Origin of the sequence: Marinomonas alcarazii (assembly GCF_003208215.1) — a bacterium.
Classification (GTDB): Bacteria; Pseudomonadota; Gammaproteobacteria; order Pseudomonadales; family Marinomonadaceae; genus Marinomonas; species Marinomonas alcarazii.
Map to the genome: position 1 here is coordinate 96,762 of NZ_QKLW01000007.1, position 22,964 is coordinate 119,725.

Consider the following 22,964-nt stretch of genomic DNA (forward strand, 5'->3'; position numbering starts at 1 on the left):
TCTAATGCGAGGGGTTCTCACGATAATGTCGAGGTTTTACGACTTGGGCAGGCATTGCATTCCGCCTGAAGCAGCTCAACCAGTAGCCTAGTTGCCGGCCCTGTTCGTTCGCCTTTGCCGAAGATGGCATACATATGGAAATTTCGTTCACTGCCAGAGATCAATTTCAGCTTTTTCAATTTTCCACTTTGCAGGGCGTAATCTAGGTCGGCCTTAGGCAACCAAGCAAAACCAATACCGCTGGTCACTATTTCCAGTGCGGATTGCACGCTCGATACCGTCCAACGACGATCCGTGCCTAACCAACCCGCATCAACAGACGTTTCAGAGGCAGAGTCTCGAATGACAATTTGTAGCTCTCGGCTCAGTCGCTCATTATTAATAGGCTCGGCTTCTTGTAGCAATGGATGGCTGCTCGCTGCGACAGCGATCATTTCTACTTCCACAATGGGATCCGCCAGATAGCCTTTCGGGACAATGCTACTGAGCACTAAATCTGGGCTACCTTTTCGCAGGGCTTCTTCGCCTCCGCTCAATACCGCTTCTTTTAGCTGAACTTGCGTGCCTTGGCTTTGCGGTTCGAATGCTTGCAGCGCCCTCAATAGAGCGGGTGTGGGAAACGCTTGATCCACTACTAATTCAAGTTCTGGCTCCCAGCCTTGCCCCAGCGTATGAGCCAGTTCTTCTAGGTCTACCGCTTCTTTTATTAAATGCCGAGACCGGCGTAAGAGCACTTCGCCCCGTTCCGTTAATTTGGCTTTTCGACCTTCAATGATCAATAGCGGATATCCAAGCTGTTCTTGCAGCTTAGCAACCGTGTAACTCACCGACGACTGGCTTTTGTGTAGGGCTTCCGCTGCTTGGGCAAAGCCGCCTTTATCAACCACTGATTGCAAGACTCGCCATTGTTCTAGGGTTACTCTCGGAGCTTTCAAGATCATTCTCGCTATAAAATAAGAAGAAACAATGTATCGTATTTTTCGATCAATATCCCCAAAAAATGTCACTTTTTTATCGAATATGTTGGTTATATTATGATGGACATTAATCAATACATAGCGCCTTAAAGGCTCTAACCCCTTTATTACGGAGAATCAAACATGGCTACATTATTACGTATCGACTCTAGTGCTTCTGGCGAAAATTCAAAATCACGTCAACTAGCAAATGAATTTGTTCAAAACTGGTTAGCAAAAAACCCAGATGGCAAAGTGGTTGTTCGTGATGTTGATGCGAACCCACTACCACACTTTACAAGTGAAACTTTGGGCGCACTATTCACACCAGAAGAAGACCGCACTGCTGAGCAAAAAGCAATTGTTGCGATTGGTGATGAACTGATTAGCGAAATCGAAGCGGCTGACGTTGTCACTGTTTCTGCGCCTATGTATAACTTTGGTATCCCTTCTACTTTGAAGTCTTACTTTGATTACATTGCTCGCGCTGGTCGTACTTTCCAATACACGGAAACTGGCCCGGTTGGTATGCTTAACAAAGACGCTTACGTTTTCGTTGCAAGCGGTAGCTTCTTGGCAGAAACACCAATGGACCACCAAGTACCTTACCTAAACACTTTCTTAGGTTTTGTTGGTATCACTGTAAAAGAAACTTTCATTGCTGGTGGCCAAGCACTTGGCGAGCCTGGCGAAGAATCTTTCAACCAAGCAAAAGCAAAAATCGCTTCTGCGGCTTAATTTATTAGCCTCGCGTTTTCCCTTTAAAAAAACCGATTAGAATTTTCTAATCGGTTTTTTTTGCTTAGATTCAAATCACCACCCATAAACGAGGCGTGATCCGACATTCCAGCAAAGACATCGCGCCCACAAGACCGTAGGTCGGATGAGACAAGGCACGAGGCGTGATACGACATTCCAACAAAAACATCGTACCCACAAAAACGTAGGTCGGATGAGTCGAGGCACGAGGCGTGATCCGACATTCCAGCAAAGACATCGCACCCACAAAACCGTAGGTCGGATGAGACGAGGCGCGATCCGATATTCCGGCAAAGACATCGCACCCACAAAACCGTAGGTCGGATGAGACGAGGCACGAGGCGTGATCCGACATCCCAACAAAGACATCGCACCCACAAAACCGTAGGTCGGATGAGACGAGGCACGAGGCGTGATCCGACATCCCAGCAAAGACATCGCACCCACCAACCCGTAGGTCGGATGAGACGAGGTACGAGGCGTGATCCGACATTCCAACAAAGACATCGCACCCACAAAACCGTAGGTCGGATGAGACGTGATCTGACAGTGTTGGATCACGGTCGTGCCTCCCTCATCCAACCTACAATAACATCATAAATGAGACGCTCCCTAGGTCTGATGAGACGAGGCGTGATCTGACGTCCATAAGCCTCTCTCTTAAAGCCCATTGGCTTTCAGCGCGATTCGCTTACGCTGTATATCCACTTCTATCACAGTAACATTGACGACTTGTCCCACGCGCACCAACTCTCTTGGGTCTTTCACAAATCGGTTAGCAAGCTGCGAAATGTGAATCAGACCATCTTGATGCACCCCAAGGTCGACAAAGGCACCAAACGCCGCCACATTGGTCACAACGCCTTCTAAGGTCATACCTTCCTGTACATCTTCAAGCTTCTGAATACTGTGATCAAAAGACGCGTAACGAAATTCTGGACGTGGATCTCGACCAGGCTTGGCAAGCTCTGCCAAAATGTCAGAATAGGTAAAATCACCCGCTTGCGCAACACTGGGTGCCAGCTGTTTTAATTGCTGTAAAGCTTGGACGTTGTTTAAAAGGTCATTCGCTTTGAGAGAAACTTGCTCAGCCATTTTCTTCACCAAAGGATAAGATTCCGGGTGAACACCGGACTGATCCAGCGGCTCTTTGCCGTTCAAGATCCTTAAGAATCCGGCACATTGCTCAAAACACTTATCGCCTACCCCTTTTATTTTCAACAATTCGGCTCGGGACTCGATGCGACCTTTTTTCTGTCGATACTCAACGATGTTTTGCGCTAGTCGATTGGTTAGACCCGAAACATAAGACAGCAAAGACACCGATGCGAGATTGATATCCACCCCAACGCGGTTCACACAATCCTCCACGACATTAGCGAGGGACTTTGAGAGCAGAGAGGCTTTAACGTCGTGCTGATATTGCCCAACGCCTATGGCTTGAGGATCAATTTTAACTAGCTCGGCTAAGGGATCCTGAAAACGTCGCGCAATCGACACCGCGCCACGAATGGTGACGTCTAAATCAGGGAATTCTTGAATCGCAATGGGCGATGCGGAATACACAGAAGCTCCCGCTTCACTGACAACAACGGCACGGCAGTCTAAGCCCTGCTCCGCTATCAAAGCCTTTAGTAAAGACTCAGTCTCACGTGAGGCGGTTCCATTACCAATCGCTACCCAAGTAATGCAGTATTTATTGATTAGCGCTAGGAGTCGAGCGTTGGCCTCTTGTGTCTTATTTTGTGGGCCGTGGGGATAAATCACACCGTGATCCAGCACATTTCCTTGCTCATCGATTACAGCCAGCTTGACGCCGTTACGGAAACCAGGATCAACACCCAACACTCTATGTGCCCCCGCTGGCGCGGCCATAAGTAAGTCTTGCAAGTTATCAGCAAATACCTGAATCGCCCCTTCTTCTGCCCGTTCTTTCAGTTGTGTTAATACATCGCTTTCTAACTTAGTAAGCAGTTTCTTCTCCCAGGCGATGTTTAAATAACGCCGCTGTACAGAAGTTAGTCGATGAGTTTCTGTTTGTTGATCATCAAGCAATTGGTTTAAATGAGGAAACATTAAGTTCTCTGGATAAAAACCTCCGCTCTTTAAAGCCATGCTTAACTTTAATATAGCCTCTTTTTTTCCTCGAAATAGTGCCAATAGTCTGTGGGCGGGTACTTTATTTATGTCTTCTTGGTAATCAAAATAGTCTCGGAATTTTTCGCCGATTTCTTTTTTTCCTCGCAATACTCGGCTGACTAATCGACCGTTCTTAAGCAACTCTGTACGCCCTTTTTTTAGAACCTCACTGTCATTTGAAATAGCGTCACTCAATATCTCAATGACACCGTCCAGTGCCGATTCAGCCGATATTGCAATATTGTTTTGTCTTATCCAAGCCTCGATTGCGGATACACTGTCAGACCTTTCACCTGACCATATCAAACACGCCAAAGGCAGCAAGCCTTGCTCTCTTGCTTCATCCGCTTTTGTTTTGCGCGCTTTTTTGAAGGGGGCATATAGATCTTCTAATTCGTTTTTAGACGTCGCACTTTGTATTTTCTGTCTAACTGTATCGGTGACATTTGTATCATTAGCTAATAAAGACAGTATGCTTTCTTTGCGTTTGTTTAATTCGACTAAATATTGCCATCTATCAAAAAAGGCACGCAAATCCATATCACTCATACCACCCGTGCTTTCTTTTCTATAGCGAGCAATGAAAGGTACCGTGGCTCCTTCTTCAAATAACTTAATGATGTTATTGCTGTACTTTTTTAATATAGAAAATTCTGCGCTTAAGTTATCTGGTATAGAATTCATTTATTACCCTATTATTTACACTTTTATAACAGTCTACGAACATTATTTTATTAGCATGTTAGGTTATTTTTTATTAAAATCCACACACAAACTTGAAATAGTATAGAATCACACCAAAATATAATGACAGTAATTCAACATCTTCTTAAATATTGAATTAGTATCATTAGAAGATTGAAAGTCATCTCTTATCTGAATTTCAATTCATGAACAAGAGTAAACGAAGCTGATTATTAAAAAGTAACATGCTTTGACTAACGATTTTACCACACCACTGTGTGTAATAGATGGATCTCTTTTTTAATGCAGGACCACACAATTCGTTCTTAACAGATAGATAGGGGACACCAATGAGTTTATTAGTTGAATTAGCAGGCAATAAAGCGAAAGCTCGCGCTGCTGGTAAAGAATTAAGCGTTGCACAGCTTGAAAACCTAATCGCAGGCTTCACTAATGCGCTTGAGAAAGCGAAAGAAGAAGAAGCGGCACGTGAAGCAGAGCAAGCATTAAAATCTGCTCGCGCAGAAGAAATTGCTAATCTTATCGCTAAAAGCGGCTTAACAATGGAAGAAGTTGCCCTTTTGACTACGCCAAAAGCGGGCGCTACAAAAGGCAAAACAGTAGAACCTAAATACCGTCTAGTTGTTGATGGTCAAACACACGAATGGACTGGCCGTGGCCGCACACCAAAAGTATTCCAAGAATACTTTGACGCTGGCAACAGCCGTGAAAGCGTAGAAATCAAATAATATTTGATGCTCATCTTTCGAATAATAAAAAAGCGACCCAAGGTCGCTTTTTTATTAACTCGATATTAGACATGGAATGCTAATTTAGCGTTCTCATGATTTGATTTAGACTTTAGAATAAATCAAATCCCAAACGCCATGCCCCAAACGCTCGCCGCGTTGTTCAAACTTAGTCAAAGGTCGCCATTCTGGACGCGGATGATACTGCCCTTTGCCAGCCGCATTTTGATAGCCTTCTTGTGCTTCCATCACTTCCATCATATGTTCGGCATAAGGTTCCCAGTCGGTCGCCATATGGAAAAGGCCACCCTCTTTTAGGACATTTGCCACTTGCTGAGCAAACAATGGCTGTACGATACGACGCTTGTTGTGTTTCTTTTTGTGCCAAGGGTCTGGGAAAAATAGCTGAAAGCCACTCGCCTTGTGTTGTGGTAAGCAATTTGCCATTACTTCAATGGCGTCATCACAATACACACGTAAATTCGTCACACCTTCTTCTTTCGCTAGCATCATCAGCTTAGCAACGCCTGGCGGGTGTACTTCAATACCGATAAAGTCTTTCTCTGGTGCATTCTTTGCCATTTCAACAAGGGATGCTCCCATGCCAAAACCCACTTCGATCACTACATCAGCTTCACGACCAAACACGGTTTTGTAGTCAATGCGACCATCAGGGAGATTTAAACCGTATACCGCCCAGTTTGCGTCATAGTTCTTTTGTTGGCCTTCAGTCATACGACCACCACGTACTACAAAGCTTCTAATGGTACGTTTATGACTCGGTTCTTGTATTTCTGTATCTTGCTCTTGCATGATTTCGTATCGCTTAGCTTAAATATGTTCGATTTGAATGAGCGTATTAATCAATATTTGATAATACAAAACACCCACTGTAAATTTTGGACGCAATACTACCCGAAAACCCTAAACCTGTCCTGCTTTGTCAGATCAAAAATTAGCCTTGATGCCGCGTTGACCGCCATAAACATAAAGCCAAATAACACCAAGCCAGCAAATAGCAAAAGCCACCTATTGGCGTTATGGCTCCTAGGTAGGTATAACCTGTCAATGCCATAGTATATAAGCTTCCAGCAAAAAACAGATTTCCTAAAGAAAGTAATATCAGTATGCGCTTACAAGATGATACAAGGGAAGACAGCGCAACAACCAACAGACCAGCCAAGGCGTGATACATTAAATATTGGCTCGCTGTGTGCCACCAGCCAAGGGCTTTGGCATCTAGTATCGCCGTTAAGGCATGCGCACCAAACGCACCAGCAGCAACAGAAAGAGCCGCCTGAATAGCAAACAAAGCCGCCCACTTGGATAAGGTTTTTTGAGTAATAGGGGAAACTTCAGGTCTGTTTTTATCCGTCATGACTCGCGTACTTATCGTTTAAATGAAGGGATTATTCTAATACGTTCAAGTAACCATTGCTGCCAATTGCGTAGTAGCGATTACCCGAACCATGCGCCAGCGCTAGGACACTAGAACCGGTGAGTCGGGCGTTTTCTTGAATAACGTCCCATTCTTTTTGTACCTCACCCGTACTGACCTGAACCAAAGACACGCGCCCTGTTACTTCCCCCAGAAGAATAGATCGGTCGTCTGGAGAAAAAGCGGCCTGACTGATCGTAACATTACGATACTTTAACGCCCCAGTGTCTATTTTCGTCAACTCTTGCCCTGTTCTTGTCGACCAAATTTTAGCACTACCAAGTTGAGCAGCACCAAAGGCGTACTTACCGTCTGCCGATAACGCCACGCTAGCAATCGCATTATCTAAAGGCCACTCGAATTTTTTCTCGCCAGTTTGCATATCCCATAGGATCACTTTTGAAAAGTCATCGCCGGTGATGCCTAACAAGCCATCTGCTGTGACATCAACAGCACGAACGGTTGTCCCCGTACGCAATGTTTGTCGGATGCCACCTTGTTTGATATCAAAAAAACGCGCCGTTTGGTCATTTAAGCCAACCAGCGCATAGTTACCGTTTTGGGTCAGTTTTAATGATTGAATGTCACCAGGTGTCGTCCAAAAGCCATCAGACTTACCGGTTGTTGTACTCCACAACACCAACGAACGACCACCACCCGTTGCGGCAAATTGCCCGCTAGGATCAATGTCGACTCCCAACAGGGTCGTATATTCGTTTGGCGCATGGTTCCAGTTAAAGCGACGCTCGTTAATTGCGTTTACCCAATAACTGCCCCCATGCTGAATGGAACCAATTAAAGCGGCCGAGCCATCATCGCTCAAGACCGCAGCATGCAATCCCTGCACAGCGTATTTTGCCGTTCGAGTGGGTGCTTCTGCCGAGCAGGATAAAAGTGCTATTGAGCTGAATACGATGACACCAAGCTCAAGCGTTTTTTTCACTGTGCGCTTCATGCAATTCCTTGATCAACTGATCTTCGTATTCGAATCGTTCAGCCATAACCAAAGCCAACGCCTGCAGTGAAAAAGGCAAGGCTTCCAGCTGCTCGTTACAATGCTCTTTGGTGTCGTATTTGTCGTTAAACTCAATGGCGATCTCAGTCGTACTGTCGATCTTAGGCAGTAGTTCACGCAACAATACTACAGCGCTATCATCGTGAAACTCTTTCGCTTCTATAGCCAGTTGTTCATAGACGGTAAAGTGACCCGCGGAAACATAATCCACCAGCAACTCACAAAAGGATTGGATCTTTGGCGTATCGGTTGGCGTTAAATCTCCACGCTCTCGCAAATACACTCCCATCTCCAGCAGCTGTCGACGCTGAGCTAACCAGCGATCAATAATGACATGAACTCCGCCCCATCGCTCTTGGGCTGTTTTACAACCTTCTAACATATGCAGACTCCATTAGGCGTTAATTATTATTACTATCTTTTCTCAAGCATATTCCGATACACAACCCCCTGCAATACGATAGTCAGAAGGATTTGTAACCTTTTAAAGGTGGGAATAGCATGACTGTCCCCACCATCACTTTGCTAAAATCAGCGCCAAAATACTCGTTTATTAACGTATTTTTTTGTTAACTCTTAATGCAATAACAATATTAATCACGGCCATGCCTGTAAATGCGACTAAGGTCCAACCTGGGATACTCAAACCAAGAAAAGTCCAAACCACGTCACCACATTCGCCAGTGCCCATAATCATAGCTTGCATAATTTCCTGCCATGGAAACACTTCAAACATGTAACTCAACCCAGGCAAACATGCTGGTAACTCATCCATAGGCAAGCTTTGCAGGTATAAATGGCGAATAGCCAGTGCTGCTCCCATGACAGATAACACAACAACCAGCCAAGCGCAGCCTTTTCGAACACAAACCTTTGCAGACAAAGCCGAGCCCAATGACACAATACCAACACAGAAAAAAACGATGCGTTGCAACATACATAAAGGACAAGGCTCTAAACCCATTTGATATTCCATGTAGAATGCCACCGCTAAAAGCGCAAACGCGGCAAACGCAACCAAACCATGAAAACGACGAGCGGATAAAAACGCAAACATATACAAGGGTTCCTAAACTGACTAATTAAGAGTAATTCAAAGCAAATATAAACGTTATGACAGTTAGGAAATCCAAAAGTGCGAAATTCCTACTGCAGAAAACATTAATGGCAGTTAGTATACTGTCTATTGGAATGAATACGAGAGTACCAAATGTCATTGATGATGTCCCTAAACAGTAAATCACGAATCTTTGGACTATTGCTGCTTTTATGCACGACTAGCCTGACAGCTTATGCTGAAGAAGATGAAACGACGTCGCAGCCAGCTTATGTTGAATTGAAACCAAACTTTGTTGTTAATCATGTTGGCAACGAAGATCGTTTGAAATACATCAAAACCAGCATCAGTATTCGTACCGACGCATCCCACACAGAGCTTATTGAAGCCAATATGCCATTGATCAGGGATGCCTTAGTGATGTTTCTAAGCTCTCGTACGACAGAGCAAGTTACTGGCGCTATCGCTCGCGAGGAAACTCGTGCAGAAGCGGCTTTGGCAGTAAACACCGCTCTAAAAGAAGAAACCGGACTCGAGCCGGTTAAAGACATTTTATTTGCTAGCTTTGTTACCCAATAAGCTTTGTCACTGATTCGACGCTATAATTGGATTCAAAAAAATGCCGCTTGTTTATGTCGTAAACAAGCGGCATTTTTTTACAGTAACTTAACGTATTCAGGATTGGTTAAAGCTCTTTAATCTCATCCGGATCAACATAACCTGACAATTTGTCCGTCGCTTCGTTATTAAAAAACTTGTCCATCTGCTCCATCACATATTGACGAGACTCAGGCTGCATTAAATTCAACTGCTTTTCATTGATCATCATGGTTTGCAGCAACTGCCATTCTTGCCAAGCCTGTTTAGACACGTTTTGCAGAATTTCTTGGCCTTTGGCTCCTGGTAACGGCGCTCGATCTAACGCCTCCATTTCTTTTTGAAATTTTTTACAAAAAACTGTGTTCGCCATAGAAGCTACCCGTCTAATAAAAATGTATAAGTTGAATAATGGCGTTAAGCGTACAGAATTCAAGGCATGATAGAAATAAGTCATGAAACGAGATAAAAAACTATTCGCTCCTCCCCCTGCTAAGGGGGAGGCTGGGAGGGGGTGAAACAGCTGCCTCAATTAACAACCCCACCCTAACCCTCCCCTTGAAGATAAGGGGAGGGAACAAAAAAACCTATTAGCTCCTCCCCCTGCTTAGAGGAAAGCTGGGAGGGGTGATACAGCTGCCTCAATTAACAACCCCACCCTAACCCTCCCCTTGAAGATAAGGGGAGGGTACAAAAAGCCTATTAGCTCCTCCCCCTGCTAAGGGGGAGGCTGGGAGGGGGTGAAACAGCTGCCTCAATTAACAACCCCACTCTAACACTCCCCTTGAAAATAAGGGGAGGGAACAAAAAGCCTATTAGCTCCTCCCCCTGCTAAGGGGGAGGCTGGGAGGGGCTGAAACAGCTGCCTCAATTAACAACCCCACCCTAACCCTCCCCTTGAAGATAAGGGGAGGGAACAAAAAGTCTATTAGCTCCTCCCCCTGCTAAGGGGGAGGCTGGGAGGGGGTGAACCTTAAAGGCTTCTCGCCAAGCCAACCAGTACAAACATCAGAATCAGCACAAAAATCGACGGACGCTTAGATATTAGCCAAATAAACCCTAAGCCAACAATGGCGATATCCCAAACACTTAGCAAGCTTGATGTTCCAATAGGATGATATAACGCTGCTAATAGAATCCCCACCACAGCGGCATTTAAACTGGCCACCGCGGAGCGAAACTGAACATGACGAGATAAGCCTTGCCATGCTCCTTGAGCACTCAACATTAATAACAAACCAGACAAAAAGACCGCCAAGGTTGCCATGCCAGCCCATAACCAAACATTAGCACCCGCTGGCGTCGCAGATGCCCCCAGAAAACTCGCCATGGTAAACATAGGCCCTGGAACAGCTTGAGCCGCGGCATAGCCTAACAACAAGTCCGATTCAGACGCAGGCACAAACGTCGCTAACATAGGCAAAACGACATGCCCGCCCCCGAACACCAAAGCCCCAGCTCGGTAAAAATCTGCGAACAAACCCGCCATGCCTCCAGCGAGTAAAAAACTCGCCAAAAATACGACCACGGCGATCCCAAAGAAGGCCCACGCACAACGCACCTTAGGTAAAGACTCCGTGACTGTGGCACCTGCGGAATGTCGCGTTATCACACCAAAACACAGAGCAATGAGCAAAACCGCTAAGCTAGCAAAACCGAATGGCGACCAGATAACCAATGCAGCGCTAAAAACCGCGACGCCCGCCATGGTTTTACTCTGACAAAATGACCGCCACATACTCACGCAGGCATCAGCCACGACGACCACCGCCAATAGCTTCAAAGCATGAACCACCGCATCAAACCAAACATTACCTTGCCAATGGTGACCAAATTGCGCCAACAACACCATGACGATAAAAGACGGTAAAGTAAACGCGACAAAGGCTGCAATTGCCCCCAGCACCCCTGAGCGATGATAACCTAACGCAAAACCTACCTGGCTCGATCCGGGCCCTGGGATAATCTGACTCAAGGCGATCCATTGAGCATATTGAGCTTCACTGGCCCATTGCTTACGTTTTATGAAAGTTTGATTGAAATAACCAAGGTGGGCAGCAGGCCCACCAAAGCTGGTGAAGCCTAGCAATAAGAAAGAGAAAAATACCTCTGATATACGCTTTAAATAAGAGAGGTTTTTGTCTGTCATTGTGGTTCTTTTCCTAGTTAGTTTAGTTGTTCCAAAATACTTCTAACAGGCGCGGGTAAGCCCTGAGCCATGGCATCTTGTTGATTGAACCACTGATATTTTTCACCTTCCATTACCTGTTTTGTATCGGCAATCTCAATTTTACTGGGCGAAATATCCAAGTGATAATGACTAAACGTATGTCTAAAAGGTGACAAGGGTGTTACAGCAGAAACTTGCGTCGCAAATCGTTGCTCAATATGCAGCACCACAGATTCGTCAGAAGCTAACTCTGGCAGGCTCCAAAGACCACCCCAAATTCCTGTGGAAGGACGTTTTTCTAGCAAGCATTGGCCTTGCTGATTCACCAACACCAAAAGCTGAATACTCTTCTCTGGCTTAGCTGCTTTTTTCGGTTTACGAATAGGAAATTGCGTAGGGTCTTGGCTAAGGCGCGCTTGGCAGTCACTTTGTAGTGGGCAAAGCAAACATTGCGGTTTAGAGCGCGTACAAAGCGTCGCCCCCAAATCCATCATAGCTTGCGTGTAATCACCACAACGTTCGCTGGGCATATAATGCTCAGCCAGTTCCCACATGGCATTCTCTGTTTTCTTTTCACCAGGCCAAGTGGGTACCGCATGAAAACGTGCCAACACTCGTTTTACGTTACCATCTAAAATCGCCGCTTGAACGCCACGGGAAATAGATAAAATCGCCGCCGCTGTAGAACGGCCAATGCCAGGCAATTCACACACACCTTCAACTGTCTGAGGAAATTCACTGTCGAATTCGTCCACCAGCATTTTTGCAGCCTTATGCATATTACGAGCGCGGGCGTAATAACCCAACCCACTCCAGTGGGCGAGCACTTCGTCCTGTTCGGCGTCCGCTAAGGCTTCTACTGTTGGAAAAGATGTCATGAATTTTTGGTAATAAGGAATCACTGTCGTCACTTGCGTTTGCTGCAACATGATTTCTGAAATCCATACACGATAAGGTGTTTTACTCTCTTGCCAGGGCAAGTTTTTACGCCCGTGTTCATCAAACCACGCTAGAACACGGGGCGCAAAGTTTTCAACTGGTTGCATTTATTTCTCACGTTTACGGCGTTTTAATCTATCTACTTTTCAATCAGGCAATGAATGAACCACCCCGCCCCAGGAGGCGAGGTATCAGTATATCATTCGAACAATGCTAAACTTTGTTCATAGGTCATTTCCGAACTCTCCGTCATTCCAGCGAAGGCGGGAATCAATCACTTATCGTCATCAAAAATAACCCTATTTAGACAACCCCCCTGGTTTCCCGCCTTCGCGGGAATGACAATTGGTTATAATTATTAGCGCCGCGAGCGGCGAAGAATTACACCCAAAGAGATTAAAACAAGTTCTTTAGTTTTTCTTTTAGCTTTTCTTTTGCTCTTTCTTCTTCCGCCTTACGCTTTTCTTCCAGCTCGGCTTTCAAACGGGCTTTTTCAGCGTCTGCTTTCTCTTGTAGACGCGCTTTTTCCGCCTCGGCTTTTGCTTTTAACTCAGCTTTTTCTTTATCTAATTTGAGCGTTAGCTCTTCTTTCGCGATATTGGCAAAGAGGGAAGCAAAGCCTTTTAGATCCGGGCGACAGAGTCCCGCTGGGTCATCACTGAATTGCCCCTTACAAACAATGGGGAAAGCTAACCGAGTCAATTTTTCATTCACCCGACATGCTTTGTCTAATGCACTGCCCGCGACACTCACATTAGCCTGATAATTCAGTGACGAATCTGGTAATGACACCACGCCATCACCTGTGACTTGAATACCAGCTGAGCTAATTTTCAAACCTGGTGTGGAGACCCGACCATTCACGATATGGGCAGGAAAACGCATGGTTTCAAACGGTGTATCTGGGCCGAATTGCTCAGCGTTGAGCTGGTCCTTATTGACCGCAGCAATGCCTTCACACACTGTCTTTGTTAGATTCGTTCCAACCAAAGCCCCTTGTTTAATCTCTACCAGAAGATCCCCTTGTAAAGACGACATCAAGTCATCAATGCGATTCCCTTTGGCTCTAAGATCGCCATCTAGGTAGGTTGCCCCAGCAATTTTATCCATTTCCATAAAGTCCACTAACAGTGGCTGAATCTGTACACCATCAATTGCTGGCGACACATCTAATATGGGCGTTTTTCCACGAACATCTAGACTGGCTTTTGACGATACCGTTCCCTTATACAAGGCTACATTCAAAGGAGACACCGTCACCAAGCCATTTTGCTGAGAGGAGTCCAAGCTGATTTTATCAATCTTTAATTTTTTAACAGTCAATCCTTCAAATGTCATACCGACATGACCATTTAAACCACGAATCAGTTCAACTGGAATCAAATCACTCGCGTCAGTTTCGACTTGCTCTTCAATTTGCGCGTCCGTTATGGCTTCTTTTGAACCATTTTCATTAGCTTCTATAGGCGTAGGTAAATAACGGTCAAGATTCATATTTTTACCCGCCACCTTTACATCCCAGCGCAACGGTGACAAATCTACCACGGCGTTTGCTTCAATACTGGTGTCATCCAACACGATGGAAATAGGCTGTGCGGTAATCGAGTTCATATCCCCTTCTACGGTGATATTTGCCCTTGCTTTGGTCATTGCCGTTTCGTCTGACATCTCTGGCAGAGGAAGTTTTAAACGTGTCAGTAGATAACGAGGATTAAACTCTCCTACTGACAATACGGCAGAGAATTGCGGCTCACTGAGGACTTGATAAGCTTGTATTTTAGCGTCCAAATTGACGCCAAAAGAACTCAAATTCAAGCCATCGATCAGGACGTTTTCTTGCGGCAAATCAACATCCACTTTTACAGCGCTCAGTTTGGCATTCATTGGACTGGTTGGTAACGCGGCACTTTCTACGTCAGCGGACAGAACCAAAGAATCCAATGATAGAAACTCTCTTTCTGGGAAAACCGCTAGATTGGCATTAAGGCTGGCTTTGGCCTTAATGGGAGACTGTCCTTGCAAGTCACTTTGTGTGACCGCGATATCCATCACCATTGGCCATGCTTTATCCCACTGAACGTCGTTAAGTTGCACGTTTAACGTGGCATTAATAAGCTGATTGGCTTGTTCGTCACGGTATTCAACTTGGGCGTTCTCGATTCGTAGTTCATCAAGCTGAATGTCTGGTAGCTTTTTATTGATGGCATCATTTTGATCGTTAGTCTGCGCAGAGCTTGCAGGTATTGTTGTATCAGATGACGCAGAAGCTGTGGAGCCTGAAGCATTCAAACCGTCAGCCGTTTCTAACTGCCAATTACCTTGGCCTTGGGCGTCTTTGTTTAAGCGTGCTTTTACATTCACAAGGCTGACCTTGTTGACCTGAATTTTTTGCTCCAATAGCGGCAATATGGCCAAGCCAAATTCAGCACGGTCGAATTGCACTATTTCTGCATCCGTGCCGAGCGCCACGCCAATGTCTTCTAAGCTTAGACCTAACCAAGGAAAAAACGACCAGCTAATATCACCGTCTAAACGCAAAGTAACATTGGCTTTTTCCTGCGCGACGCTTTTGAGTTCGTCTTTAAAGTCGTTTGGATTGACGAACAACATTACGTACGCCAACAAAATAGCAATAATGGCAAAGACCGCTGCCAATAAAAGTGAAAGTCGCTTTATCCAAACCATGGCAAACTCCTCAATAAATTGCCCCTTCCAAACCTCCCCCTTAACAGGGAGAGGAGTTAAGTTCGTTTTTTGTTCCTTCCCCTTATCTTCAAGGGGAAGGTTAGGATGGGGTTGTTAACTTTATTACCCCCTCCCAGCCTCCCCCTTAACAGGGGGAGGAGCTAAGTTCGTTTTTTGTTCCTTCCCCTTATCTTCAAGGGGAAGGTTAGGATGGGGTTGTTAACTTTATTACCCCCTCCCAGCCTCCCCCTTAACAGGGGGAGGAGCTAAGTTCGTTTTTGTTCCTTCCCCTTATCTTCAAGGGGAAGGTTAGGATGGGGTTGTTAACTTTATTACCCCCTCCCAGCCTCCCCCTTAACAGGGGGAGGAGCTAAGTTCGTTTTTTGTTCCTTCCCCTTATCTTCAAGGTAAGGAATAAAATATCGACCTATCATAGCACTCGAACTTAGTGTTTATCGATGCAATAGCGACAACTCATTAAAAAACACCTAGACAAGGCATAGAAGCCAAAGAGCCCACGTTCTATAATGGGGAAATTATGTCATGCTCATATTATATAAAAACGTGACGACTGTTCGTCACCATCACTGTGGAGAAACCAATTAATGTCAGATCGCATTGCCAGTGTCGAGCGTAATACGCTTGAAACTCAGATCAAGGTGTCGATTAACTTAGACGGTACCGGTAAATTCAACTGCGTCACGGGCGTCCCTTTCCTTGATCATATGCTTGAACAAGTTGCACGTCATGGCCTGATTGACTTAGACATCCATGCAGTTGGCGACCTTCACATTGACGCTCACCACACAGTCGAAGATTTGGGAATCACCTTAGGGCAAGCGTTTGACATTGCGGTAGGTGACAAAAAAGGCATCAAACGCTACGGCCACGCATATGTCCCTCTAGATGAAGCCTTGTCTCGTGTTGTTATCGACTTTTCTGGTCGTCCAGGCCTAGAAATGCACGTACCGTTCAGCCGTGCTTCTGTTGGTGGTTTTGACGTCGATTTATTCTCTGAATTCTTCCACGGCTTTATTAACCACGCCAAAGTCACGCTGCATTTGGACAATCTTCGCGGTAAAAACACTCACCACCAAGCGGAAACCATCTTTAAAGCATTTGGCCGCGCATTGCGTATGGCACTAGAAGCTGATGAACGTATGGCTGGGCAAATGCCTTCCACTAAAGGTTCTTTGTAAGATTCTCTTGGAATGAGTAGTAAGAATATGAGTGAGATGAAAAAATCCACTGTCGCGGTTATTGATTACGGCATGGGCAACCTGCACTCGGTTGCCAAAGCCCTAGAACACGCGGCAGATGAAAATACCTCGATTATTGTCACTAGTGACCCTAAGGTCATTGATGCCGCAGATAGAGTTTTACTGCCTGGGGTTGGCGCTATTCGTGATTGCATTGGTGAAATGCACAATGCTGGGCTTGTGCCTAGCATTAAAAAAGCCATGGCAGAAAAGCCGTTCTTGGCTATATGTGTTGGCATTCAGTCTTTGATGTCACACAGTGAAGAAAATGGCGGCGTTGATTGCTTGAATCATTTCCAAGGCAATGCCCTCTTCTTTGGTGAAAAACACACAGACCATGACGGCAGCAAACTTAAAGTGCCACACATGGGCTGGAATCAGGTTAAACAAACCATGGCTCATCCACTGTGGAAAGATATTCCTGATAACGCTCGTTTTTACTTTGTGCACAGTTTTTATGTTGTGCCTGAGAACAAAAGCGAAGTGGCTGGCACCTGTGACTATGGTTTAGAGTTCTGTGTAGCGATCGCCCGCGACAATGTATTCGCCGTGCAATTTCACCCAGAAAAAAGCCATAAAGATGGTCTTCAGTTATACAAAAACTTCCTTCACTGGGACGGCAAACCATAACAGTGAGCCATCGAGTTATAGAAGCATATTAGATTCTAGGAGCGCCATTATATGGGCTTAGCAAAACGTATTATTCCTTGCCTTGATGTGGACAATGGCCGCGTGGTTAAAGGCGTTCAGTTTGTTGATATTCGTGACGCTGGCGACCCTGTAGAAGTCGCCAAGCGTTACAATGAGCAAGGTGCGGATGAGATTACTTTTTTAGACATCACCGCCAGTTCAGACGATCGTGAAACCACCGTGCATATGGTCGAAGCCATTGCCAGCCAAGTGTTTATTCCTCTCACTGTGGGTGGCGGCATTCGTACCTGCGAAGATATTCGTCGCATGCTAAATGCTGGTGCAGACAAAGTGGGCATCAATACCGCGGCGGTATTTAACCCTGAATTTGTTCGTGAAGCGGCTCAGCGCTTTGGCTCGCAATGTATTGTTGTGGCTATTGATGCGAAAAAAGTCAGTGCTGAAGGCGAAACCGATAAATGGGAAATATTCACCCATGGCGGACGCAAACCAACTGGCTTAGATGCGGTTGAGTGGGCGAAAAAAATGGTTGAGTACGGTGCGGGAGAAATATTGCTAACCAGTATGGATCGTGACGGTACCAAAAATGGTTTCGACCTAGGTGTGACGCGAGCCATCAGTGAAGCGGTTCATGTGCCCGTTATCGCTTCTGGTGGTGTGGGTAATTTGGATCACCTGGTCGACGGCGTCATTGAAGGCAAAGCCGATGCGGTTTTAGCGGCCAGCATTTTCCATTTTGGTGAATATAGCATTCAAGAAGCTAAACAACGTATGACCGATGCTGGCATCGAAATGCGTCTGTAATCCATTATTAGTGAACATTGTCGGCCTAAAGATCGCGCTACAGATAAATAAGCTAAATGTAGGTCGTTCTTTGGCACGACACGTTCCTTTTATCTATTATATTCGGAAAGTCAGCATTTTTTGTGCACGAGGCAACTGCTGCTTGCTGTGAATAAGCACTGCCGAGTACAATTCTTACAATTTAATTTTGCCTTATTTAATACAAGGAAGACTTCTTGACCACCTTAACCGATGCCTTGCAAGCGCTGGCTGCGTATTGCCAACAAGCTGCCACGACTTCTGCATTAACGTTTCATCGTGGTGTGGAGCGCGAAGCACTACGAGTTGAACACTCTAAAGGCCGCATATCACACAAGCCTCATCCTAAAAGCCTAGGCTCCGCTTTGACGCACAGCTCGATTACGACAGATTATTCCGAATCCTTGATGGAGTTTATTACTGACGTTCACCCAAGCGTTGAAGGTGTCATTCAAGAGCTAGAAGACATTCATAACTTAGTAAACCATGAGCTATTCAAGCAAGATGAATGTTTGTGGCCTGCCAGCATGCCATGTTATTTAAACGGCAATGACGATGTGCCTATTGCCTATTATGGTGAGTCCAATACTGGCAAACTAAAACGCGCCTACCGTGAAGGATTGTCAAATCGCTATGGCCGTATCATGCAATGTATTGCTGGTATGCACTACAACTTCTCCTTTGATAAAGACTTCTGGTCTTTCTTAGAAAACTATAAAGGCAAATCGAATTTATCCGGTTTGGAGAAACAAGCCTTTCAATCGGACAGCTATTTTGCATTGATCCGTAACTTCCGCCGTAGCTCTTGGATGTTGTCTTTGCTGTTTGGCGCTTCCCCTGCGATCGATGAAAGCTTTTTACCTAAAAAGCCTGAAAGCCTTGAAGAGCTTAAAGAAAATACTTGGTTCGGCCCTAAAGCCACATCACTTCGTATGAGCGACCTTGGTTATCAGAATAAAGCCCAAGCAGATTTATACGTGTGCTACAACGAAGTAGACACCTACATCAGCACGATCAAAAAAGCACTACGTACGCCCTATCAGCGTTACCAAGATATTGGTGTAAAAGTGGATGGCCAATACCGACAGTTGAACAGCAACTTGCTGCAGATTGAAAACGAGTATTACAGCGACATTCGTCCAAAACGTGTTACTCAACCTGGTGAGCATCCAAGTGCAGCCTTGCACGCCAGAGGCGTCGAATACATTGAAGTTCGCATCATGGACTTGGACCCAAGCTCACCCATTGGCATGCAGTCTTCAACCCTGTATTTCATTGATGTGTTCTTGCTCTACTGCATGTTACGTGGTGATGAACATTTAGGCAGCGCTGAATGCAGCCAGCTTCGCGTTATGCAGCAAGAAATTGCCTCTCATGGCCGCGATTTGGATATGGACTTCGATTTTGGCCAAGGCCCAACGAAGCTACGTACCAAGGCAGAAGATATGCTGAATTCTCTCGCAGAAGTTGCGGCGTTTTTATCTAATAAAACTGGCAACCCAGCTTACACAGACGCTGTTGAGCTGCAACGCGAAAAGTTAAGCGATGAATCTAAACTGCCTTCAGCTCAGCTATTGGAGCTAAGTAAAGCACACCAAGGTTATCAGAACGCCATGTTGGCGCTGTCGAAAAAGCAACAAGCAGAATGGATGTCCCGCCCTTTATCTGCGGAACTGACGAATGAATTTGCTTTGAAAGCAGAGCGTTCCTTACAGGATCAAGCTGCGATTGAAGCGGCAGACGAAGTTGACTTCGATACTTTCTTGGTGGATTACTTAACCCCGCAATAAAACACTGAGATAACCCGTCACCATAAAAAAAGCCTCTTTCGAGGCTTTTTTCGTCTATTAAGATCCGTCACACAAAGGCTTTTGATTATGCGTTTGGCGACACTGGAATCTCTTCCAAATTATCTAACACAAGCCACTCGGCCAACTTGGTGCGTAGATCATCCACACCATCACCACTTAACGATGAGAAAGTCTGTACGGAACCATCCACACCGAGTGTTTTTAGTACCTTCTTCACTGCCAACATGGTCGATTTAGCAGGGCCACGCTTTAGCTTGTCAGACTTAGTTAGCAAAACATGAACTTTCATGCGATTGGATTTTGCCCAATCCAGCATCATTTCATCAAACTCTTTTAATGGATGACGGATATCCATCACCAATACAACCCCCGCCAAAGAGCGACGGTTCATCAAATAATCTTGCATGTGTGCTTGCCAGACTTTTTTCATGGCAATCGGCACTTTTGCAAAGCCATAACCTGGAAGGTCAATCAGGCGGCGATCATCCACATTTAGGCCAAAGCAGTTAATCAACTGAGTTCGACCTGGTGTTTTAGATGTGCGCGCTAATTTTTTCTGATTCGTAAGGGTATTTAACGCAGTGGATTTACCAGCATTAGAGCGACCTGCAAATGCGACTTCGACACCTTGGTCTAAAGGACATTGGGAAAGCTTCTCTGCACTTTTAATAAAATGCGCGGATTGGAAAGTGGAGTCAAAAGGGGTCATAAGTTGATATTCGTCAGTAGATTCGGATTTGCATTCAGCGTTGTTTCAATTGCTGTATATAATGCCAGCAATCAGTATAAGATGCCATGTTAAACTCTGCCAGCAAGGGTAAACAAAGAGAATCTAAGGGAGCAACATTGATGAAACACAAGATTTCGCTATAAACACAGGAAAACTATCGATCAATCCGCTTTAATTTTGTAAGCTTTATGTAAACTTACTGGAAAAGCAGAACCTTCCTTGGTTGAAATAATCGTATTCTATGTAATTCTATGCATGATATACGCATACCCTAATAAGATATTAATAAAACGATTGAATACGATCAGGAGCAACTCATGATAAAGCTGTTTTCAGCGCTAATACTTTCCTTATTTGTCTCACTCAGTGCAAATGCGGCTGACTACAGTGATGGCAATGGCTACACCACAATTAAAACTCCCGTTCGAACTAGTGACCCTAGCAAAATAGAGGTAACCGAAATATTTTGGTACGGCTGCCCACATTGCTACCAACTAGAACCGCTTGTTCAGGCTTGGAAAAAAGATCTTCCTAGCGATGTCGACTTTAAGTTCCTACCTGCTGTTTTTGGTCGTGGCTGGTTAGCACACGCCAAAGCCTTCTACGTAGCTGATCTATTAGGCATGGAAGATAAAGTTCGTGCCGATATTTTTAATACTATCCATGTGGAACGTCGTAATCTAAACTCTGAAGATGCATTGGCTAGCTTTTTCGCTAACTATGGTGTGAGTGAAGATGAATTTCGCAAACAGTACGATTCTTTTGCGGTTAATAGTCGCCTGAAACAAGCGGATGCGAAAATTCGCGCTTATGGAGCCCGCGGTGTTCCTGGAATCATTGTAAACGGTAAATATTTGGTTAGTGCCCAAACAGCAAACGGTAACGAAAATATTTTCAAAGTCGTTGATTTTCTTATCGAGAAAGAACGTCAAAAATAATATATGAGGCGATATGACGGAATCATCAAGTGAAAAACTGATAGAAGTTTTACGCAAAGCTGTTTCCAGAACCAGCATGCTGGCAGAAGGAAACGACCCAAAACTGGATTCCGTTGTACGCCAAATTCGTTTGGCAATCACCAAGGGTGCCAATGCCGACGAAATACAAACCGTCCTAAGTGATGCCGAGCCTCTACTCATTCAGAGTGATGAGGCTCAGTTAACGAGAGCAAAACAAGTTCGAAGTTGCTTACAAGAGCTGATCGATCTTCTTGAGCAACAAGAACAAAAAAGCGTTCCGCAAAATGAAAAAAAGCAGCTAGAAGCCCAAATACGCATGCATTGGCAAGCCTCGTCACAATGGCCTGGGCTATTAAAAAGCTATTTGTCTTTAGCCGAAAAAACCTTATCACAAAAAGATTCCAATCAGCCGAAAAGCTCATTCTTAAAGACGCTTTTTAACGCTAAGAAAAATGCCGCTACCTCAAAAAACGACAACGAAGTCATGGGGCAAATAAGCCATACTCTTGCAGGCTTAATAAACAACTTAATGCTTCCAAGCCATTACGATGATGATATTGCTGACCTCAAAAAAGCACTACTAGGCAACAAGAACCTACAGCAACTACCGGCGCTGCTTGATGAAATCATCAACTTAATCATGGTCGCCATAGGAAAAACCCAAGAGAATTTAACCAATTATCTAAATCAGCTAAATAAACAACTTGCCAGTATCAATGACTCGATAAGCATCAGTTATCACTCCCAAAAGAACTTATCGGAAAGCCGTGAAGGCTTTAACTCAAAACTACAAACACAAGTCACAGACACCTCCCAAGCAGTACAAAATGCCAGCGATTTAGACAGCCTGAAAGCGCTTATCAACGATAAGATGGCGACCATTTCAAGTACCATGACAGAATACCGTACTCAAATGCTGGAACAAGAGAAGCACGCCAATCAGTCTATTACCCAGCTTAAAAACAAAGTCACAAGAATGGAAAAAGACACGGCCTCATTGCGCTCTTTGTTACAAGAAAAGCTGGCTCAGGCGATGACAGATTCATTAACAGACTTACCCAATCGCACCGCGTATCAAGATGCCATTTTGCCTCTTTGCAAAATCATGCAAAAAACACAAAAGCCACTTTGTTTAGCGGTTTGCGATATCGATCATTTTAAAAAGGTCAATGACACTTGGGGACACCTTGCTGGCGACAAAGTACTGCGCCTTGTGCCCAAGCAAATACGCAGCATCTTATTAAAACAAGATCACATATTTCGTTATGGCGGTGAAGAGTTCGTCATCATTTTTCCCGAAACAAACATGGAGCAAGCTATCCAACGCGCTGAAGCCATACGTCTTGCTGTTGAAAAAGCCCCTTTTAACATGCAAGGTGAGCCTGTCTCAATTTCGGTATCAATTGGTGTAGCAGAACTTAAACCACAAGAAGATCCAGAATCTTTATTTGCCCGTGCCGATAAGCAGCTTTATTTAGCCAAAGAATCCGGCCGAAATCGCGTCATGGCAAACAAATAGAAAGGACAAAGCAGTACCAGAGCCT

Annotated in this window: 22 protein-coding genes; 9 read left to right on the forward strand and 13 right to left on the reverse strand. The window is 45.0% G+C overall.

From position 1 onward, the window contains the following. Window positions 1-17: 17 nt before the first annotated feature. Window positions 18-935, reverse strand: a complete 918-nt coding sequence (locus DFP75_RS13930) for a LysR family transcriptional regulator (RefSeq protein WP_110576745.1) — start codon at window positions 933-935, stop codon at window positions 18-20. Between the two features lie 165 nt (window positions 936-1,100). Between DFP75_RS13930 and DFP75_RS13935 the strand changes: the two genes are divergently transcribed. Continuing rightward, the gene (locus DFP75_RS13935) at window positions 1,101-1,694 is read left to right on the forward strand and encodes an FMN-dependent NADH-azoreductase (protein ID WP_110576660.1); all 594 of its coding nucleotides are present in this window, start codon (window positions 1,101-1,103) and stop codon (window positions 1,692-1,694) included. Window positions 1,695-1,764: 70 nt separating this feature from the next. On the opposite strand, the gene DFP75_RS18330 is transcribed toward DFP75_RS13935, so the two are convergent. Next, window positions 1,765-1,953 carry a hypothetical protein gene (locus tag DFP75_RS18330; RefSeq protein ID WP_146219963.1) on the reverse strand — a complete coding sequence of 63 codons (189 nt, stop codon included), beginning with the start codon at window positions 1,951-1,953 and terminating at the stop codon, window positions 1,765-1,767. A 422-nt stretch (window positions 1,954-2,375) separates the two neighbouring features. Further along, window positions 2,376-4,538, reverse strand: a complete 2,163-nt coding sequence (locus DFP75_RS13940; protein WP_110576661.1) for a Tex family protein — start codon at window positions 4,536-4,538, stop codon at window positions 2,376-2,378. Between the two features lie 350 nt (window positions 4,539-4,888). On the opposite strand from DFP75_RS13940, the gene DFP75_RS13945 reads away from it, so the two are divergent. Then, window positions 4,889-5,287, forward strand: a complete 399-nt coding sequence (locus DFP75_RS13945) for an H-NS histone family protein (protein WP_110576662.1) — start codon at window positions 4,889-4,891, stop codon at window positions 5,285-5,287. Between the two features lie 105 nt (window positions 5,288-5,392). On the opposite strand, the gene trmB is transcribed toward DFP75_RS13945, so the two are convergent. The 5 genes from trmB to DFP75_RS13970 all read right to left on the reverse strand — a co-directional run bounded on the left by trmB (window position 5,393) and on the right by DFP75_RS13970 (window position 8,797). After that, window positions 5,393-6,100 (reverse strand): tRNA (guanosine(46)-N7)-methyltransferase TrmB, encoded by a 708-nt coding sequence (gene trmB, locus DFP75_RS13950; RefSeq protein ID WP_110576663.1) that lies wholly within the window; start codon window positions 6,098-6,100, stop codon window positions 5,393-5,395. A 142-nt stretch (window positions 6,101-6,242) separates the two neighbouring features. Further along, window positions 6,243-6,665, reverse strand: a complete 423-nt coding sequence (locus DFP75_RS13955) for a DUF423 domain-containing protein (RefSeq protein ID WP_110576664.1) — start codon at window positions 6,663-6,665, stop codon at window positions 6,243-6,245. Window positions 6,666-6,696: 31 nt separating this feature from the next. Next, entirely contained in the window at window positions 6,697-7,680 is a 984-nt protein-coding gene (locus DFP75_RS13960) for a WD40 repeat domain-containing protein (RefSeq protein ID WP_110576665.1), read from the reverse strand. Then, window positions 7,652-8,122 carry a sigma D regulator gene (gene rsd, locus DFP75_RS13965; protein WP_110576666.1) on the reverse strand — a complete coding sequence of 157 codons (471 nt, stop codon included), beginning with the start codon at window positions 8,120-8,122 and terminating at the stop codon, window positions 7,652-7,654. Before rsd ends, DFP75_RS13960 begins: the two co-directional genes overlap by 29 nt. 171 nt (window positions 8,123-8,293) lie before the next feature. Then, the gene (locus tag DFP75_RS13970; protein WP_110576667.1) at window positions 8,294-8,797 is read right to left on the reverse strand and encodes a disulfide bond formation protein B; all 504 of its coding nucleotides are present in this window, start codon (window positions 8,795-8,797) and stop codon (window positions 8,294-8,296) included. Window positions 8,798-8,950: 153 nt separating this feature from the next. Here DFP75_RS13970 and DFP75_RS13975 point away from each other — a divergent pair, with 153 nt between their 5' ends. Further along, window positions 8,951-9,376: a flagellar basal body-associated FliL family protein gene (locus DFP75_RS13975; protein ID WP_110576668.1), complete on the forward strand. Its 426-nt coding sequence runs from the start codon at window positions 8,951-8,953 to the stop codon at window positions 9,374-9,376. A gap of 106 nt (window positions 9,377-9,482) precedes the next feature. On the opposite strand, the gene DFP75_RS13980 is transcribed toward DFP75_RS13975, so the two are convergent. From DFP75_RS13980 to DFP75_RS13995, 4 genes are all read right to left on the reverse strand, one after another. Next, window positions 9,483-9,767 (reverse strand): oxidative damage protection protein, encoded by a 285-nt coding sequence (locus tag DFP75_RS13980; protein WP_110576746.1) that lies wholly within the window; start codon window positions 9,765-9,767, stop codon window positions 9,483-9,485. Window positions 9,768-10,367: 600 nt separating this feature from the next. Then, window positions 10,368-11,543: a chromate efflux transporter gene (gene chrA, locus DFP75_RS13985; protein ID WP_110576669.1), complete on the reverse strand. Its 1,176-nt coding sequence runs from the start codon at window positions 11,541-11,543 to the stop codon at window positions 10,368-10,370. A gap of 17 nt (window positions 11,544-11,560) precedes the next feature. Further along, window positions 11,561-12,610 carry an A/G-specific adenine glycosylase gene (mutY, locus tag DFP75_RS13990; protein ID WP_110576670.1) on the reverse strand — a complete coding sequence of 350 codons (1,050 nt, stop codon included), beginning with the start codon at window positions 12,608-12,610 and terminating at the stop codon, window positions 11,561-11,563. 289 nt (window positions 12,611-12,899) lie between these two features. Then, window positions 12,900-15,188 (reverse strand): AsmA family protein, encoded by a 2,289-nt coding sequence (locus DFP75_RS13995; protein ID WP_110576671.1) that lies wholly within the window; start codon window positions 15,186-15,188, stop codon window positions 12,900-12,902. A gap of 605 nt (window positions 15,189-15,793) precedes the next feature. On the opposite strand from DFP75_RS13995, the gene hisB reads away from it, so the two are divergent. From hisB to gshA, 4 genes are all read left to right on the forward strand, one after another. Further along, window positions 15,794-16,387 (forward strand): imidazoleglycerol-phosphate dehydratase HisB, encoded by a 594-nt coding sequence (gene hisB, locus DFP75_RS14000; RefSeq protein WP_110576672.1) that lies wholly within the window; start codon window positions 15,794-15,796, stop codon window positions 16,385-16,387. Between the two features lie 27 nt (window positions 16,388-16,414). After that, window positions 16,415-17,077 (forward strand): imidazole glycerol phosphate synthase subunit HisH, encoded by a 663-nt coding sequence (hisH, locus tag DFP75_RS14005; RefSeq protein WP_110576673.1) that lies wholly within the window; start codon window positions 16,415-16,417, stop codon window positions 17,075-17,077. A 51-nt stretch (window positions 17,078-17,128) separates the two neighbouring features. Further along, window positions 17,129-17,902, forward strand: coding sequence for an imidazole glycerol phosphate synthase subunit HisF (hisF, locus tag DFP75_RS14010; RefSeq protein WP_110576674.1), 774 nt, complete (start codon window positions 17,129-17,131; stop codon window positions 17,900-17,902). Between the two features lie 215 nt (window positions 17,903-18,117). After that, window positions 18,118-19,710, forward strand: a complete 1,593-nt coding sequence (gshA, locus tag DFP75_RS14015; protein ID WP_110576675.1) for a glutamate--cysteine ligase — start codon at window positions 18,118-18,120, stop codon at window positions 19,708-19,710. An 85-nt stretch (window positions 19,711-19,795) separates the two neighbouring features. Here gshA and yihA read toward each other — a convergent pair whose 3' ends face one another. After that, window positions 19,796-20,440: a ribosome biogenesis GTP-binding protein YihA/YsxC gene (gene yihA, locus DFP75_RS14020; RefSeq protein WP_110576676.1), complete on the reverse strand. Its 645-nt coding sequence runs from the start codon at window positions 20,438-20,440 to the stop codon at window positions 19,796-19,798. 338 nt (window positions 20,441-20,778) lie between these two features. Between yihA and DFP75_RS14025 the strand changes: the two genes are divergently transcribed. Both DFP75_RS14025 and DFP75_RS14030 read left to right on the forward strand, forming a co-directional pair. Next, window positions 20,779-21,399 carry a thiol:disulfide interchange protein DsbA/DsbL gene (locus DFP75_RS14025; RefSeq protein WP_110576677.1) on the forward strand — a complete coding sequence of 207 codons (621 nt, stop codon included), beginning with the start codon at window positions 20,779-20,781 and terminating at the stop codon, window positions 21,397-21,399. 13 nt (window positions 21,400-21,412) lie between these two features. Next, the gene (locus tag DFP75_RS14030) at window positions 21,413-22,939 is read left to right on the forward strand and encodes a GGDEF domain-containing protein (RefSeq protein ID WP_110576678.1); all 1,527 of its coding nucleotides are present in this window, start codon (window positions 21,413-21,415) and stop codon (window positions 22,937-22,939) included. The last annotated feature ends 25 nt before the right edge of the window (window positions 22,940-22,964 follow it).